The sequence below is a fragment of the Bradyrhizobium sp. I1.14.4 genome, assembly GCF_050435825.1.
Lineage (GTDB): Bacteria > Pseudomonadota > Alphaproteobacteria > Rhizobiales > Xanthobacteraceae > Bradyrhizobium.
Genome location: NZ_JBNDLA010000021.1, coordinates 15,655 through 31,657, shown reverse-complemented (window position 1 = coordinate 31,657; position 16,003 = coordinate 15,655). Strand labels below are relative to the sequence as shown.

Here is a 16,003-nt window from a genome sequence, read left to right as displayed (position 1 = left end):
CTACGCGAACCTCACCGACACCTTTCCAATCGCGCCGAAATCGGCCGCGAACACGTCGCCGGCGGCGATCGGCAGCGGCGGATGGCAGGTGCCTGTCGTGACGACCTCGCCTGCCCGCAACGTCAGCCCGAGCGTGCGCAGCTCGTTGGCGCACCAGGCGAGGGCTGCGCGGGGATCGCCGAGCACGTTCTTGCCGTGGCCGGTATAGCGCTCGCCGCGCAGCGCGATGGTCGGGCGTTCCTCGACCAGATCGATCGCGCGCCAGTCCGCCGACGTTGCAGGTCCAAGCACGAACAGATGCGCACAGGCATTGTCGGCGATCAACTGCGCCTCGCCGGCGGATGCGAAATCGGCGAAGCGCGAATCCGGAATCTCGATCGCCGGATGCAGCGTGCCCACCGCCTCGAGCACCTCCTGTACGCTGTAGGGCGTTGTGCGTGGCACCAGATCGCGCGCCATGCGGAAGGCGAATTCCGGCTCGCCGACGCGCATCTCGTTGCCCTTCATCGACGCGGTGCCGCCGTCTGCGATCAATGTTTCCGCGAGGATGCGCCCGGCGAGTGGTCCCGCGACATTGATGTGCTTCTGGCCGGCCTCGCTGGTCGCCGCGATCTTCCAGCCGAACAGTTTTTCGCGCGACGTCTTTTCCAGCGCGGCCTGCACCGCGTAACCCTCGGCGCGGTTGCGCGGCCGCATGGCGCCATCGAGCGCGCCGAGTTTTGTTCCCGCGTGCCAGTGATCGTGCAAGACCTTGGCGGCGGCGGCGATCTGGTTATTGTCGAGCATGCGATTTCGTCCCTGCGGGAATTTTTTGCGTTGCGCACGATCTCAGCACAGGCACGTCGCGTTTGTCGCGTGGGAAAACCGATGCTCAGCTATTCGAACAGGCCAGAGCGTTTTCGAGCGAAGTGGGTACCGGTTCGCGTGAAGAAAACGCGTCAAAAGAAAAGGCTACCCGATGATGATCCTGGTCTGCGGGGCCATCCGCCGCAACAGCCGCAGCATCGAGGCCTTGGTCATCGAGACGCAGCCCGCGGTCGGCGCGAAATTCGGCCGCGCCAGATGCAGGAACACGGCGCTGCCGCGGCCGGCGACGCGCGGCGCGGCGTTGTGGTCGATTTCGATGATGAAGTCGTAGAGATGATCCTCGCGGGTCAGGCGGTCGCCGCCCTGCTCCCGGTCGAGCCGGACAGGCTGGTTGTAGTGGCGATCGGCGGGATCCTCGCACCAGGCGTCCTCGCGGCGGATCGGCCGGGTCGGCAGGAAGGTCAGGGGACGCCGGTGCCGGTCGGCGCGCCACCAGAGCTGCCTCGGATGGAAGACGCCGCGCGGCGTGCCGCCGTCGCCCTCGCGCTTGTTGGCAAGGATTCCGCCTCGTCCGAGCGCGACGGGAACGGTCCAGCCGTCGGCCGTCAGCCAGCCCCGGCGCGGGTCGCCCGCGGCGTTGCGGACCTCGATCAAGGAAAGCGGGCGATCACGTTTCGCCGTCATATAAATGATTGAAATAGCTGCTCTTTCCTTAAGAATCGTTCCAGACTGAACTTGCCTTGGAGGGCCCGAACATTCTATCTCCCGGCATTACAGGACATTCACGTCCTGCCCCGCCGGATTTGAGGTAGAGTGCGCTGCCTTGTGAATCGGTAACAATCGCCTACCTGAGCATATATCCAGCCGACGTTACGGCCGTAAGCGCTGTCCGCTTCTGACCGCCCCGCCCCCGAAGGATTGTACCTATGGCCAATGCCCGCAAGATCTTGATCGTGGATGACGATACCGATCTGCGCGATACGCTGGTCGAGCAGCTGTCCCTGCACGAGGAATTCGAAGCCTCCGCAGTGGATACCGGCGCCAAGGGCGCCACTGCCGCCAAAGCCAATTCCCCCGATCTGGTCTTGATGGATGTCGGCCTGCCCGACACCGACGGCCGCGAAGTGGTTCGTTCGCTGCGCAAGGGCGGCTTCAAGGCCCCCATCATCATGCTGACCGGCCACGACACCGATTCCGACACCATCCTGGGCCTGGAATCCGGCGCCAACGATTATGTGGCCAAGCCGTTCCGCTTCGCGGTGCTGCTGGCCCGCATCCGGGCCCAGCTGCGCCAGCACGAGGCCAGCGAGGACGCGGTGTTCTCGGTCGGCCCCTACTCGTTCCGGCCCGGCTCGAAGATGCTCACCGGCGCCAATGCAAGGAAGGTGCGGCTGACCGAGAAGGAAACCGCGATCCTGCGCTTCCTCTATCGCGCCGGCCAGATGCCGGTCTCGCGAGAGACCCTGCTCCAGGAAGTCTGGGGCTACAATTCCGGTGTCACCACCCACACGCTCGAAACCCACATCTACCGCCTCCGCCAGAAGATCGAGAAGGATGCCGCCAACCCGGAAATCCTGGTGACGGAAGCCGGTGGCTACAAGCTGGTGCCGTGATACGCTTTGCGCTCAACGATTCGTGAAATCGAGGCGCACCGCGGTTACCGGCCCTGAATGTCGATCGATGATGACGTAGCCCTGCTCGAGCGGGTCCCGACGATGCGTTTGTTGGGCGAGGGCTCCTTGCGCATGCTGGCGATCGGCTCCGAGCAACGTGATTTCAACGCGGGCGAGGTGCTGTTCAAGGCCGGCGACGCCGCCGATGCCGGCTATGTCGTGCAGCGCGGTACCTTCCGGGTCGAGGAAGGCGGCGCCGAGATCATCGCAGGCCCCGGCGCGCTGATCGGCGAGCTCGCACTGATCGTCGCGATGAAGCGGCCGTCGACCGCGACCGCGCTGGAGCGCGGCTCCGTGATCCGCGTCGCGCGCAGCCTGTTCCAGCGCGTACTGGAAAGCGATCCGGCCGCAGCCCGCCGGCTGCGCGACGAACTCGCGCTGCGCACCAGCCAGCTCGCGAGCGACATCCTGATCGCAGGCGGCAAGCTGAGCACGTAATTCCGCGTCGTCCCGGACAAGCGAGCATCGCGAGCGCGATCCGGGACCCATACGCCGCGGCCCATCTTTGGGCACAAGGGTCGACGGCTTGCCAATTTCGGAGCCCTGTGGTTATGGGTCCCTGCTTTCGCAGGGACGACAGCGACTAAACCTCCATCACCGCCGTGACAGGCACGTGGTCCGACGGGCGCTCCCAGCTGCGAGCGTCGCGGGTGATCTTGAAATCGTTGACGTGATCCTTCAGCGCGCGCGAGACCCAGATGTGATCGAGCCTGCGGCCGCGGTCGCCGACGGTCCAGTCCGCCGCGCGGTAGCTCCACCAGGTGTAGACCTTTTCCGACATCGGGATCCGCTCGCGCGCGATGTCGAACCACTCGCCATGCGCCTGCGCGGCGAGCAGCTTCTCGGTCTCGACCGGCGTGTGCGAAACGACCTTCAAGAGCTGCTTGTGCGACCACACGTCGTTCTCGTGCGGCGCGACGTTGAGGTCGCCGACCAGGATGTGGCGGTCGTCGCCGCGCGGATGCAGCGGCTCGCAGGCCTTCATCTCGTCGAGGAATTGCAGCTTGTGCTCGAACTTCGGATTGAGCGCGGGATCGGGAAGGTCGCCGCCGGCCGGGACGTAGAAATTATGCAGCACCAGCGGCTTCGAGAGCTGCGCCTTCTCGCCGAAGGACACCGAGATGTGCCGCGAATCGATCTTGTCGCAGAAGGTCCGGATGTCGGTCGTCTCGAACGGCAGGCGCGAGACGATCGCGACGCCGTGATAGCCCTTCTGTCCGTTCAGCGCGACGTGCTCATAGCCGAGCCGCTTGAAACGCTTCAGCGGAAACGCATCGTCGATGCACTTGGTCTCCTGCAGGCACAGCACATCCGGCCGCGCGCTCTTCAGGAATTTTGCGACGATGTCGATGCGCAGGCGCACCGAGTTGATGTTCCAGGTGGTGACGGAGAACCGCATGAGAACCGCGTCTTAGCACGGTTCTCGCGGCGGATTTCAATTGTCCACAGGGGGACTCCTACCTCGCCCCGCTCGCAGGGAGAGGTCGGATCGCATGCAAATGCGATCCGGGCGAGGGGGACTCACGGCGAACTCACGTCTCTCGAATTTGCGGAGGCAGCCTCTCACCCCGACGCTCTAACAGCGAGCTTCGCTCGTCTCGACCCCGCAAGAGCGGGCGAGGGAGAAGGGTAGGCTAACCCGGCGAAGAACCCGGATAGGTCGTGAAGTCGATCCTGAACAGCCCCGGATCGGGCTTCTGCGTCGCGTCGAGATTGTAGACGGCGACTGTGGTGTCGTAGCCCTGCGGATCGGTGACGGTCCATTGCTTGAGCTTGCCGTCCTTGGCGCCGATCATCAGCAGGAAGCGGCTGGTGCCGACCAGCGCCTGCTTCTCCTCGATCGTGATGCTGACGAACACGTCGTCGGCGGTAACGCTGATGACGTTGGTGTCCTTCATCAGGTCGATGCGGTCCGACAGCAGATAGCGCAGCGGGGTCTGCGACAGCGGATAGACGTCCTGGGTGGCGAGCCTGCGGTCGCGCACTGCGACCGACGAGCCGTCGGCGATCACCTCGATCGTGCTCGGGTCGTCATATTCGAAGCGCAGCTTGCCGGGCTTCTGGATGTAGAAATCGCCCTTGGTCTTGGTGCCGTCGGGGCCGACCTGGACGAAATTCCCGACCAGGGTCTGCAGCGACGACAGATAGGCCGAGACCTTGGCTGCCTGTGCCTTCTGGTTGGCGTCGAAGGTCTGGAAGATATTGGCGGGGACGTTGCGGCGCGGATCGGGAATCACCGGGTTCGGCGGTGCCTGGGTGGCGCCCGTGGTCGTCGGACCCTTGTCCGCATTGCTCTGCGCGCCGGCGTCCCTGGCCTTCGGCGCAGCCTTGGGTGCGGATTTCGGCGCCGGCGCATTCTGCTGCGCGGTTGCGCCGCCGGCGATCGCGGCGGTGACGAGAAGAGCCAGCGCGGTGCGCGTGCCGCGGTCAATGAGGTATTTTGCCATCAGATATGTCAGGTCTCTGTTCGACGCTCGTCCCGCTTGGCCGGATTCTAACCCGCCTCTTCCGAGGGAGATATGGTTTTTCCGTGATGGTCGTCCCCGATCAGAACTGGCCTTCTTCCTCATCGACCAGGATTTCGCGTTTTCCGGCGTGATTCGCCGGGCCGACGATGCCCTCAAGTTCCATCCGCTCCATCAGCGAGGCGGCGCGGTTGTAGCCGATCTGCAGCCGGCGCTGGATGTAGGAGGTCGACGCCTTGCGGTCGCGCTTGACGATCGCAACCGCCTGCGTGAACAGATCGCCGCCGCCGTCGCCGCCCATGCCGGTGGCATCGAACACGGCGCCGTCCTCGTCGGTCGGCTCTTCCGCAGTGACGGCTTCGAGATATTCCGGCTGGCCCTGCGTCTTGAGGTGACGCACCACCTTCTCGACTTCTTCATCCGACGCAAACGGGCCGTGCACGCGGCTGATGCGGCCGCCGCCCGCCATGTAGAGCATGTCGCCCTGGCCGAGCAGCTGCTCGGCGCCCATCTCACCCAGAATGGTGCGGCTGTCGATCTTCGACGTCACCTGGAAGGCGATGCGGGTCGGGAAGTTCGCCTTGATCGTGCCGGTGATGACGTCGACCGACGGACGCTGCGTGGCGAGGATCACATGCAGGCCGGCGGCGCGCGCCATCTGCGCGAGGCGCTGCACCGCGCCTTCGATGTCCTTGCCGGCGACCATCATCAGGTCGGCCATTTCGTCGACGATGATGACGATGTAGGGCAGCGGCTCGAGGTCGAGCTTCTCTTCCTCGTAGATCGCCTTGCCGCTTTCCTTGTCGAAGCCGGTGTGCACGGTGCGCGTCAGCTCCTCGCCCTTGCCCTTGGCTTCGACCAGGCGCGCATTGTAGCCGTCGATGTTGCGCACGCCGAGCTTGGCCATCCGCTTGTAGCGCTCTTCCATCTCGCGCACGGCCCATTTCAGTGCCACCACAGCCTTCTTCGGATCGGTGACGACCGGCGTCAGCAGGTGCGGGATGCCGTCATAGACGGACAGTTCGAGCATCTTGGGGTCGACCATGATCAGGCGGCACTGATCCGGACGCAGCCGGTAGACCAGGCTCAGGATCATGGTGTTGATCGCGACCGATTTGCCGGAGCCGGTGGTGCCGGCGATCAGCATATGCGGCGTGCGCGCGAGATCGATGATCACAGGATCGCCGCCGATCGTCTTGCCGAGGCACAGCGGCAGTTTCGCAACCGAATCGATGCTTTCCTTGGCGACCAGCAGCTCGCGCAGGTAAACCTTCTCGCGATGCGCGTTCGGCAGCTCGATGCCGATCGCGTTGCGGCCGGCGACCACGGCGACGCGGGCCGACAACGCGCTCATCGAGCGCGCGATGTCGTCGGAAAGCCCGATCACGCGTGACGACTTGATGCCGGGCGCGGGCTCGAGCTCGTACAGCGTGACCACCGGGCCCGGGTTGGCCTTGACGATCTCGCCGCGCACGCCGAAGTCCTGCAGCACGCCTTCGAGCGCGCGCGAATTGGTTTCCAGCTCCGCCTTGCTCAGTGGCTGGCGGTCGCTGGCCTTCGGCGCACTGAGCACCGAGACCGACGGCAGCTCGAACTTGTCGGAGGCCTTCTTCTTGACGCGCGGCTCGGCCTTCTTGCGCGGCGCGCGGGCGGCGGGCGCTTCCTCCTCGTCCTCCTCGTCCTCGTCGCCCTCGTCGTCGTCGAAGGCCGAGGCTTCGTCGTGATCGTCGTCTTCGGCGGCGGGCGCAATCGAGGGCGCCGAGCGGCCGCCGCCGATGTTGGGCTCCTGGCGCTCGAACGCCGCAGTACGGCCCTGCGATCCGCTCGACACCAGCGATTTGTAGGCGGTGGTGAACAGCCAGCCGAGACGCGCTTTCGCGCTCATCAGCGCATGGAACAGCCAGCCCAGCGACACCGAGCTGCGGTCCTCGTCGTCCTCGACGAACGGCTCGTCGTCATCCGAGATCGGCGTCAGCTCCTCGTCCTGCTCCTTGGCGCCCCAGCCGCAGGCGAACAGGAAGCTTGCTGCCATCGCGATGAACAGCACAAGGCCGAGCACGAGACGATAGACGAAGCCGGGAGGGCCGAACACCACGGCCGGCGCGCGCAGCAGCGCATCACCGACCACGCCGCCGAGTCCGGTCGGCAGCGGCCACGCGGTGTTGTGCGGCCAGCAGCTGGCGAAACCCGCCGCGATCACCGTGCACAGGATCCAGCAGCCGAGCCGCAATGCCTCGCGGTCGAACGGGCGATGCGTCAGCATCCGCCAGCCCCAGACCGCGACCGGCAGCAGCAGCATGATCGCGCCGAGGCCGAGAATCTGCATCAGGAGGTCGGCGCCGATCGCGCCGGGATAGCCGAGCACGTTGCGGATCGCGCGCGAGGTGGCGTGGCTCAGCGACGGATCCTGCACCGACCAGGTCATCAGCGCCGCGGCGATGGCGCCTGACAGCGCGATCAGGCCGAGCCCGGTGAGTTCGCGCAGCCGTCGCGCCAGCGCCTCGCGCAACGAGAGCGGCAGATGGCCGACCAGGGGGATGACACGTTCGATCGCTGGCATACTCAATCTTCGCGCTTCGCGATTAACCCAGGGTTTCGACCAGGCGATGCATCGCCTCGGCCGTCGATTCACTGTCGGAGACCAGCGCAAGGCGGATATAGCCCGCGCCCGGATTGGAACCGTCGTTCTGCTGGCGCGCCAGGTAGCTGCCGGGAATCACGCGAACGCCGGCATCGCGATAAAGCCTGACTGCAGCCGCCTCGTCGCCGCCGCGTTCGGAGACGTCGAGCCAGACGCAGAAGCCGCCAGCGGGACGCTTGTAGCTGTAGCGGTTGCCGAGGATCTGGTCGGCGAAATCGAACTTGATGCGATAGAGCCTGCGGTTCTCCTCGACATGCGCCTCGTCGCTATAGGCGGCGACCGCGACATGCTGCAGCGGCACCGGCACCTGCGGTGCGGCGACGTTGCGCAGCTCATGGAATGCGGCCAGAAACTTCCTATCGCCCGCGGCAAAGCCGACGCGCAGGCCCGGCAGGTTCGAGCGCTTCGACAGCGACTGGAACGCAACGACATTGCTGAAGTCGGGACCGGCGCATTCAAGGATGCTGCCCGGCGCCTCGCGGGTGTAGATCTCCGAGTAGCACTCGTCGCTCAGGATGATGAAGCCAAAGCGGTCGGCGAGCGCTTTCAGCCGCGTGAAGTAGGCGCGCGAGGCGACCGAGCCTTGCGGATTCGCGGGCGATGCGATGAAGAACGCGACGGTGCGCGCCAGCGTCGCCTCGTCGATCGAATCAAGGTCAGGCAGAAAACCGTTGGCGAGCGTGGTCGGCAGGTAGACCTGCTCGCAGCCGGCCGCGCGGGCACCGGCGCCATAGGCCGGATAGAATGGATTCGGCATCAGGATTGCCGGCCGTCCCTTGCGGGCCGAGACGGTGCGCGACGCCGTGATCGCGGCAAAGAACAGCCCCTCGCGGCTGCCGTTCAGCACCATCACCTCGCTCTCCGGATCGACCGGCCGCGGTAATTGGAACCGGCTCGATAGCCAGGTCGCGACCGCGCAGCGGAACGGCTCGATGCCCTTGGCGATCGGGTAGCGGCCGAAATCGGCAGTGTATTTGGCCAGTACCGGCCCGACGAAATCGGGCACGGGGTGCTGCGGCTCACCTAATGACAGCGTAATCAAGGGCTTGGCGGGCTGATAGGGCGCCAGCAGCTCGGTCGTGCGCAGAAAAGGGGAACGCTCGGCCTGGCCGGCGGATGCGACATCTTCGGCGCCTTGCGCCAAGCCGGATGAGGCGGTCATTGCCATGTTCGAAATGCCAGTACTTTCACTGCGGTCGGAGGTGAGGGGGCCCGACCGTAAACCGATCAAATCACCATAGATAGGGCGAGGTTAAGACGCGATTAACCATCGGCGGCGCGGCACGATCGGCTTCCGCTGGTGGCCGATCGCCGATCTATCCAGCGCGGAAGAGCGCTTCACGCTAGCTGTTGCTGGCCGGCATCCTTGAAAGCTATTTGCGCGACTGCGCCTCCTTTGAGCTGCCGGACGAGGAAGTCCTGGTCGACTGACAGGGCTTGCCGTCAGTTCCGCGCATTCGAGCGATCCGCTTTACCCGCAATTAACGCCAGCGTCCCGCAGCACGAATCTCTTCAGCAATTGGCAAGACGACTGGAGCGAATGATCCTGCGTCTTACAAGGGCGTGCAGACGGAAAATGGCCATCAAGATCGAGACACGCGGCGATGTTCTGCGCCGCACCGGCAAGGTCATGGTCATTGCCGCCGGCATGACTGCGGTGATGTCGTTCACGATCGGCATGCTGGTGTTCGGCCGCGACCTGGCGGCGCCGATCACGGTCGGCCAGATGCAGGCGTTCGGATTGACGGCCGGCGTGTTCATCTCGATCGCGCTCAGCGGCGCGATGTCCTTTCGCGCAGGCCTATTGATGCTGGAGCTCGCGCACACCCGCCGCGAGCTCGCCCAGATCTCGCAGACCGATCAGCTGACCGGCCTGCTGAACCGGCGTGGCTTCGATGCCGAGGCCGCTGCCGCACTCGACAAGGCGCAGGCCGATGGTGCGTCAGTGGCGGTGCTGATGTGCGACATCGACCATTTCAAGTCGATCAACGACCGCTACGGACATGAGATCGGCGACAAGGTGCTGGTCGAGATCGCCGACGTGCTGCGCCAGTTCGCGATCCGGCATGGCGCGCTGGTCGCCCGCTACGGCGGCGAGGAATTCGCAGCGGTGCTCGCTGGCCTGAGCCACGAGCAGGCTGCGCACGGCGCCGAAGAAATCCGCCGCGATTGCGCGGCGCGGACGATCCTCGACGGCCTGACCCAACTGCCGGTGACGATCAGCATCGGCTTCACCGTGAAGGACTCTGGCTTCGATCTCGGCAGCCTGATGCGCACCGCCGACCAGGCACTCTACGCCGCCAAGCGTCACGGCCGCGACCGCGTCGAGCAGGCGCGCGACGCGGCCTGAGCTTGTCGTTTGGCCAGTCGTTCTCACGACTCGTCAAGCCCGGCCATGACGGATGTGGCGGCGCTTCACCGTGCCGGCAGCTTCTCGAACGACGGCTTGCCCTCGGGGACATGGTGGAAGGTCTGCTTGTCGCAGGTGTAGATCGTCATCTGCGGGCTGAACACACTGGGGTCGTCGAAGGTGCCGACCTTCAGGATGGTGGCGGGCAGGCCCGGCACCTTGGTCACGAGATGGGTGCCGCATTCCGGGCAGAATTCGCGGGTCACGGCGCGCTCGAGATCGGTGCGGGTGAACTGCTTGGGTTCGCTGGCGGTGTATTTGAAGCCGGTGGCCGGCATCGCCATGAACATGTTCGGCCCGCCGCCCGTGATGTACTGGCATTCGCGGCACAGGCATTGCGCCGCCATCATCGGTTCGCCCTCGGCCTGATAGCGCACCTTACCGCAATAGCATCCGCCTTCGACCTTCATGACGTTCTCCCGTTTTTGTTGTCTGTAGCCTGCCATTCCACGATGGCGGGCAATTCCGGCAATATTTTCTCAAACCGCCGAAAAAAGAAAGGGGCTCCAACTTGCGCTGGAGCCCCTCAACGGCCCGGACATTGCCGGGTATGTGCCCGGACCGTAGTTCTGGGAACGACCGCTTGGGGAGGTCGCGCCCCGGGAGAACTCTTACATGTTGTAGGCGCGCTCCGTGTGCTCGGTGATGTCGAGGCCTTCACGCTCGGTCTCGACGTTGGCGCGCAGGCCGACGATCACGTCGACGATCTTGTAGAGGATCGCCGAACCGACGCCCGACCACACCAGCGTGGTGCAGACGCCCCAAAGCTGCGAGATCATCTGCGCCGTGAAGTCGTAATCGGCGACCTTCGGCGGGATCGCGGTGTAGTCGATGATCCCTGCGCCGCCGAGCGCCGGGTTGACCAGGATGCCGGTGCCGAGCGCGCCAATGATGCCGCCGACGCAGTGGACGCCGAACACATCGAGCGAGTCGTCATAGCCGAGCGCGTTCTTCACGACCGTGCAGAAGAACAGGCAGACCACGCCGACTACGAGGCCGAGCACGATGGCGCCCATCGGACCGGCATAGCCGGCCGCCGGCGTCACCGCGACGAGGCCCGCGACCGCGCCCGAGAGCGCGCCGAGCAGCGAGGGATGGCCCTTGATGATCCATTCCGCGAACATCCAGGCCAGCGCCGCCGCGGCCGTGGCCACGAAGGAGTTGGTCATGGCGAGCGCAGCGCCGCCATTGGCTTCGAGGTTCGAACCGGCGTTGAAGCCGAACCAGCCGACCCAGAGCAGCGAGGCGCCGATCATGGTCATGGTCAGCGAGTGCGGAGCCATCAGATCCTTGCCGTAGCCGGTACGCTTGCCGATCAGCAGCGCGCCGACCAGACCGGCGATGCCCGCGTTGATGTGCACGACGGTGCCGCCGGCGAAGTCGATCGCACCCTTCTTGAAGATCCAGCCGGCGTCGGCGTTGATCTCGTCGAGCTTGGCCTGCGCCGCGGTCTTGGCCGCGCCGTCAGCCGCAGCGGCAAGCGCCTTGGCGGCATCCTGGATCGCGTCCGGGCCCGGCCAGTACCAGACCATGTGCGCGATCGGGAAGTAGATCAGCGTCACCCAGAGCGGGATGAACAGCGCGATCGCCGCGAACTTCATGCGTTCGGCGAAGGCGCCGACGATGAGGGCCGGCGTGATCGCCGCGAAGGTCATCTGGAAGCACATATAGATGAGTTCCGAGATGTTGGCATCGACCGAGAAGGTCGCCGCTTTCGAGTCCGGCGTGACGCCCATCAGGAAGGCCTTGGAGAAGCCGCCGATGAAGTCGGAGCCGCCGGTGAAGGCGAGGCTGTAGCCGTAGAGGGCCCAGAGCACGGTGACCAGGCAGACGGTGTAGAACACCTGCGCCAGCACCGAGAGCATGTTCTTGGAGCGGACGAGACCGCCATAAAACAGCGCGAGGCCCGGGATGGTCATCAAAAGCACCAGCACCGTCGATGTCAGCATCCAGGCGTTGTCGCCCTTGTTGACGGTTGGCTCAGCGTAGGCGGCGGTCGCGGCGAAGAGGCCGACTGCAAGGGCCGCCAGTCCCGCGCCATAGGGACGCTTGAACGTCATGTTATTTTACTCCTGAGGTCTTAAGGTTTGAGCGCGAAATCAGAGGGCCGCGGCATCGGCCTCGCCGGTGCGGATACGCACGGCGTGCTCGAGGCTGATGACGAAGATCTTGCCGTCGCCGATCTGTCCGGTCTTGGCGGCGGAGGTGATGGCGTCGATGGTCTTGTCGACCTGATCGGAGGCGACTGCGACCTCGATCTTGATCTTGGGCAGGAAGCTCACCGCATATTCGGCGCCGCGATAGATTTCCGTGTGGCCCTTCTGACGGCCGTACCCCTTGACTTCCGTCACCGTGAGACCGTGAACGCCAATGGCGGTCAGGGCGTCACGGACCTCTTCCAGCTTGAATGGCTTAATGATCGCCATAACAATTTTCATGAGTCCTATCCCCGCTTGGGCCCGGCGCAAACGGACGCCGGGAGTTTCGACTGAGGTTCACCACGCGGAGGACATCCACTACGCGGGCACAGCCGGGACCCTTAGAATCAAATGCCGTGCCAGTCGGCCGGACTTCGCTAATGGATTATGAATCCGGATGTTTTCCCGCTTTGCGGGAGAACGGCGCTCCTGCGCCATTCCGTCGCGCCTAAAATATGATCAGACCTGTCTAATTCGTATGCAGGTCAGGGTCTGGACACAATTCTGCTCAGCGGCGGGGCAGCGATAGGTATTTGAATAAGGTATTGCCAGGCCGTTAGCTAGGCGGCATCCCGGGCTGCAAAAACCTTGTCGATCAGTCCCCAATCGAGCGCCTGCTCCGCCGACATGAAGTGATCGCGGTCCAGCGTTCGTTCCACATCGGCTTCGGAGCGCCCGCAATGCTGCGCATAAAGCCGGATGATGCGCCGCTTGGTCGCCTGCATCTCGGTGGCATGGATCAGGATATCGGACGCCTGACCCTGGAAGCCGCCGAGCGGCTGGTGCACGTGGAGGCTGGCGTTCGGCAGCGCCGCGCGGTGACCGGGTTCGCCGGCCATCAGCAGGAACGATCCCATGGAACGCGCGGTACCCATGCACAGCGTATGCACCGGCGCCTTGATGAACTGCATGGTGTCGTACATCGCAAGGCCGCTGGTGACCACGCCGCCATACGAGTTGATGTAGAGGTTGATCGGCTTGTTCGGGTTGTCGGCCTCGAGGAACAGAAGCTGGGCGCAGACCAGTCCGGACATCGCATCATTGACCTCGCCGTTCAGGAAGATGATGCGTTCGCGCAGGAGCCGGGAATAGATGTCGAAGGACCGTTCGCCGCGCGCCGACTGCTCGACGACAACAGGGACGAGTTGCATCATGTCGCGCATCGGCGACCTCCCATGTCAGTAGATGATGAAGCTTGTGATCAGGCCGCGCGCATCAGGCAGCGGCCATTGCTGTTGGCTGCGCGCGGCCGCCTTTCGCGGTCGTCGCAGGCCTCCTGAATGATGCGAAACCGGGTGCCGCCGGCCTCGTTCGGCTCGATCCGGAAGGTGACGTGGCTTTCGCGAAATGGCGGCTCGGAATCGCGGAGCCGGTAGCGCACCTCTTCGCCTGCGATCGATGATAGGGGTTCAGCACCCGCGAGATCGGAACCCGGAAGCCAGCGTTCGCGCAGGGCTGGAATGGTCACGGCGCGCCATACTTTCTCGGGCGGTGCGTCGAGGTCGTATTCGATCACCAGAGCTGCGTCTGTGTCAGGCTCGACTGTATCGCTCATTGATCCATGTCCTTCAGGAGGTCGGAGAGCGCTTCGATGCGCTTCGGCCAATAGGCGCGGTAGCGGGCAAGCCAGGTCCCGATGCTGGCGATCCCGTCCGGGTCGACTTCATAGTTCACGAAGCGGCCCTGCCGCTGCTCGCGCACCAGCCCTGCCGCGCGGAGCACCGCAAGATGCTGCGACATCGCCGGCTGGCTGATCTCAAGTCCGGCGCGCAAGGCGCTGGCGTTCAGGCTGCCGTCGGCCAGCTTCTCGAAGACCTTGCGGCGGGTCGGATCGGCCAGCGCCTTGAAGATATCGGTGTCGACCATGGTAACACATAAGCACGTGCTTATGTGTTCTGCAAGCCTGAACTGGCGGGACCTTCAAAAGGGACCGGGCGCCGGATGTCTTACTGCAACGCCTCGCCATGCTGCGAGATATCCAAGCCCTCGAGCTCCTGCTGCATCGAGACCCGGAGAGGCACGAAGGCGCTGACCAGCTTGAGCAGCACGAAGGTGACGCCGCCGCACCAGACCAGCGTGGCCACGACCCCGTAGAGCTGGATCAGGAGCTGCTTCGGATTGCCCTCGAGCAGGCCGGACGTGCCGCCGATCGCGGTGACAGCGAAGATGCCGGCGAGCAGCGTGCCGGTCAGGCCGCCGATGCCGTGCACCCCGAACACGTCGAGCGAATCGTCATATTGGAAGCGATGCTTCAGCCAGGTACAGGCCCAGAAGCAGACCAGGCCGGCGATGACGCCGATGACGACGCCGTGCCACGGCGCGACGAAGCCGGATGCCGGGGTGATGGTGCCGAGCCCTGCGACCGCGCCCGAGATCATGCCGAGCACCGACGGCTTGCGGCGCGTCGCCCATTCGATCGCGCCCCAGGTCAGCGCGCCGGCGCAGGCCGCAAGATGAGTGGCGGTGATCGCCATCACCGCACGCGAATTGGCTGCAAGCGCGGAGCCGCCATTGAAGCCGAACCAGCCGACCCAGAGTAGCCCGGTGCCGACCACGGCCAGCGACAGATCGAACGGCGACAGATTCTCGTTGCCATAGCCGTGCCGGTTGCCCATCACCTTCGCCGCGACCAGACCGCTGATTCCAGCGGACAGGTGCACGACGAGACCGCCCGCGAAATCCAGCACGCCCATCGAGGCGAGGAAGCCGCCGCCCCACACCCAATGCGCCAGCGGCACATAGGCGAAGATGAACCAGCCGATCGAGAACAGCACATAGGCGGAGAACCGCATGCGGTCGGCGACCGAGCCTGCGACCAGCGCCACCGTGATGATCGCAAACGTCATCTGGTACAGCATGAACAGCGCTTCGGGGATGGTCTTTGCCGCCGGATTGACGCTGTCCATCGTGATGCCGGCCAAGAACCAGCGGTCGAGCGAGCCGAGCCATGGACCGTCGCCGACGAAGGTCAGCGAATAGCCGAAGGCGACCCAGAGGATCGAGATGATCGCAACGGCCGTGAGGCTCTGCGCCATCGTCGCCAGCACGTTCTTCTTGCGCACCATGCCGGAGTAGAACAGGGCGAGCCCCGGGATCGTCATCATCAGCACCAGCGCGGTCGCGACGATCATCCAGGCGGTGTCGGCGGCGTTGATGCCGGAGTTGGCCGTCGAATCTTGCGCGAACGCCGGCGTGTCCCACGCCAACAGGATTGCAGCAGTGATCGGCGCAGCTGATATCGCTGCACGAAGAGCTCGTGCCCCCATCATCATTCCCCGGCGTGTCGTGGTTTCTTGGTGTGTGGTTTTGGCGTGCGCCGGCGTCGTTGCCGGCGACGATCTCGATCTTTTGGTTGGAGCGTGATCCTTCCGGATCATGCTCCAAGGCTCAGAGCGCGTCGTTGTCGGTCTCGCCGGTGCGGATGCGCAGAGCGTGGTCGATCGGCGTCACGAAGATCTTGCCGTCGCCGATCTGGCCGGTGCGGGCGTGCTCGGTGATGACGCTGACCGCCTTGTCGGCGAGCTCGGTATCGACGGCGATCTCGATCCTGAGCTTGGGCAGGAAGTTCACGACATATTCGGCGCCGCGATAGATCTCGGTGTGGCCCTTCTGGCGGCCATAGCCCTTCACCTCGGTCACGGTCATGCCGTGAACGCCGATCGCAGTCAGCGCCTGGCGTACCTCATCGAGCTTGAACGGTTTGATGATCGCGACGACGAGTTTCATGGTTCAGGCCTTCATTCCCTTGAGGTTTTCCGTGTGCACCGGTCCCCGGGGGCGGCACTTGCCGCCTCCCGAAGCGACAATTT

At 64.8% G+C, this 16,003-nt stretch carries 17 protein-coding genes; 3 read left to right on the top strand and 14 right to left on the bottom strand.

What is annotated here, in order from left to right; all coding sequences use genetic code 11:
* Together ABIB78_RS29800 and ABIB78_RS29795 are read right to left on the bottom strand one after the other, a co-directional pair.
* The gene (locus ABIB78_RS29800; protein ID WP_429031009.1) at nt 1-786 is read right to left on the bottom strand and encodes a 2-keto-4-pentenoate hydratase; all 786 of its coding nucleotides are present in this window, start codon (nt 784-786) and stop codon (nt 1-3) included.
* A 165-nt stretch (nt 787-951) separates the two neighbouring features.
* Nucleotides 952-1,491: a L,D-transpeptidase family protein gene (locus tag ABIB78_RS29795; RefSeq protein WP_429031006.1), complete on the bottom strand. Its 540-nt coding sequence runs from the start codon at nt 1,489-1,491 to the stop codon at nt 952-954.
* Between the two features lie 242 nt (nt 1,492-1,733).
* On the opposite strand from ABIB78_RS29795, the gene ABIB78_RS29790 reads away from it, so the two are divergent.
* Together ABIB78_RS29790 and ABIB78_RS29785 are read left to right on the top strand one after the other, a co-directional pair.
* A complete protein-coding gene (locus ABIB78_RS29790; protein WP_016841446.1) occupies nt 1,734-2,420 on the top strand; it encodes a response regulator transcription factor in 687 nt (228 codons plus the stop codon).
* A gap of 57 nt (nt 2,421-2,477) precedes the next feature.
* Entirely contained in the window at nt 2,478-2,918 is a 441-nt protein-coding gene (locus tag ABIB78_RS29785) for a cyclic nucleotide-binding domain-containing protein (RefSeq protein ID WP_429031002.1), read from the top strand.
* Between the two features lie 145 nt (nt 2,919-3,063).
* Here the strand turns inward: ABIB78_RS29785 and ABIB78_RS29780 are convergent, their stop codons facing one another.
* From ABIB78_RS29780 to ABIB78_RS29765, 4 genes are all read right to left on the bottom strand, one after another.
* A complete protein-coding gene (locus ABIB78_RS29780) occupies nt 3,064-3,879 on the bottom strand; it encodes an exodeoxyribonuclease III (RefSeq protein ID WP_429030999.1) in 816 nt (271 codons plus the stop codon).
* Nucleotides 3,880-4,114: 235 nt separating this feature from the next.
* Complete coding sequence (locus ABIB78_RS29775) at nt 4,115-4,927, bottom strand: outer membrane lipoprotein carrier protein LolA (protein ID WP_429030997.1); 813 nt, start codon at nt 4,925-4,927, stop codon at nt 4,115-4,117.
* 100 nt (nt 4,928-5,027) lie between these two features.
* On the bottom strand, nt 5,028-7,511 hold the full coding sequence (locus ABIB78_RS29770; protein ID WP_429030994.1) for a DNA translocase FtsK: 2,484 nt from the start codon (nt 7,509-7,511) through the stop codon (nt 5,028-5,030).
* Nucleotides 7,512-7,527: 16 nt separating this feature from the next.
* Nucleotides 7,528-8,754: an aminotransferase class I/II-fold pyridoxal phosphate-dependent enzyme gene (locus ABIB78_RS29765; RefSeq protein WP_429030992.1), complete on the bottom strand. Its 1,227-nt coding sequence runs from the start codon at nt 8,752-8,754 to the stop codon at nt 7,528-7,530.
* A 408-nt stretch (nt 8,755-9,162) separates the two neighbouring features.
* Between ABIB78_RS29765 and ABIB78_RS29760 the strand changes: the two genes are divergently transcribed.
* A complete protein-coding gene (locus ABIB78_RS29760) occupies nt 9,163-9,936 on the top strand; it encodes a GGDEF domain-containing protein (protein ID WP_429030990.1) in 774 nt (257 codons plus the stop codon).
* 65 nt (nt 9,937-10,001) lie between these two features.
* On the opposite strand, the gene ABIB78_RS29755 is transcribed toward ABIB78_RS29760, so the two are convergent.
* The 8 genes from ABIB78_RS29755 to ABIB78_RS29720 all read right to left on the bottom strand — a co-directional run bounded on the left by ABIB78_RS29755 (nt 10,002) and on the right by ABIB78_RS29720 (nt 15,920).
* Nucleotides 10,002-10,406 (bottom strand): GFA family protein, encoded by a 405-nt coding sequence (locus tag ABIB78_RS29755; RefSeq protein ID WP_429030987.1) that lies wholly within the window; start codon nt 10,404-10,406, stop codon nt 10,002-10,004.
* 201 nt (nt 10,407-10,607) lie between these two features.
* The gene (locus ABIB78_RS29750) at nt 10,608-12,056 is read right to left on the bottom strand and encodes an ammonium transporter (RefSeq protein ID WP_429030985.1); all 1,449 of its coding nucleotides are present in this window, start codon (nt 12,054-12,056) and stop codon (nt 10,608-10,610) included.
* 39 nt (nt 12,057-12,095) lie between these two features.
* Complete coding sequence (locus tag ABIB78_RS29745) at nt 12,096-12,434, bottom strand: P-II family nitrogen regulator (protein ID WP_029080945.1); 339 nt, start codon at nt 12,432-12,434, stop codon at nt 12,096-12,098.
* A gap of 320 nt (nt 12,435-12,754) precedes the next feature.
* Entirely contained in the window at nt 12,755-13,357 is a 603-nt protein-coding gene (locus ABIB78_RS29740; RefSeq protein WP_429030983.1) for an ATP-dependent Clp protease proteolytic subunit, read from the bottom strand.
* Nucleotides 13,358-13,395: 38 nt separating this feature from the next.
* Nucleotides 13,396-13,749 (bottom strand): SRPBCC family protein, encoded by a 354-nt coding sequence (locus ABIB78_RS29735; protein ID WP_429030980.1) that lies wholly within the window; start codon nt 13,747-13,749, stop codon nt 13,396-13,398.
* Nucleotides 13,746-14,060 carry an ArsR/SmtB family transcription factor gene (locus ABIB78_RS29730; protein ID WP_429030978.1) on the bottom strand — a complete coding sequence of 105 codons (315 nt, stop codon included), beginning with the start codon at nt 14,058-14,060 and terminating at the stop codon, nt 13,746-13,748. Before ABIB78_RS29730 ends, ABIB78_RS29735 begins: the two co-directional genes overlap by 4 nt.
* Nucleotides 14,061-14,140: 80 nt before the next feature.
* Nucleotides 14,141-15,460, bottom strand: a complete 1,320-nt coding sequence (locus ABIB78_RS29725; protein ID WP_429030976.1) for an ammonium transporter — start codon at nt 15,458-15,460, stop codon at nt 14,141-14,143.
* Nucleotides 15,461-15,581: 121 nt separating this feature from the next.
* Nucleotides 15,582-15,920, bottom strand: coding sequence for a P-II family nitrogen regulator (locus ABIB78_RS29720; RefSeq protein ID WP_028335836.1), 339 nt, complete (start codon nt 15,918-15,920; stop codon nt 15,582-15,584).
* Nucleotides 15,921-16,003 lie beyond the last annotated feature (83 nt).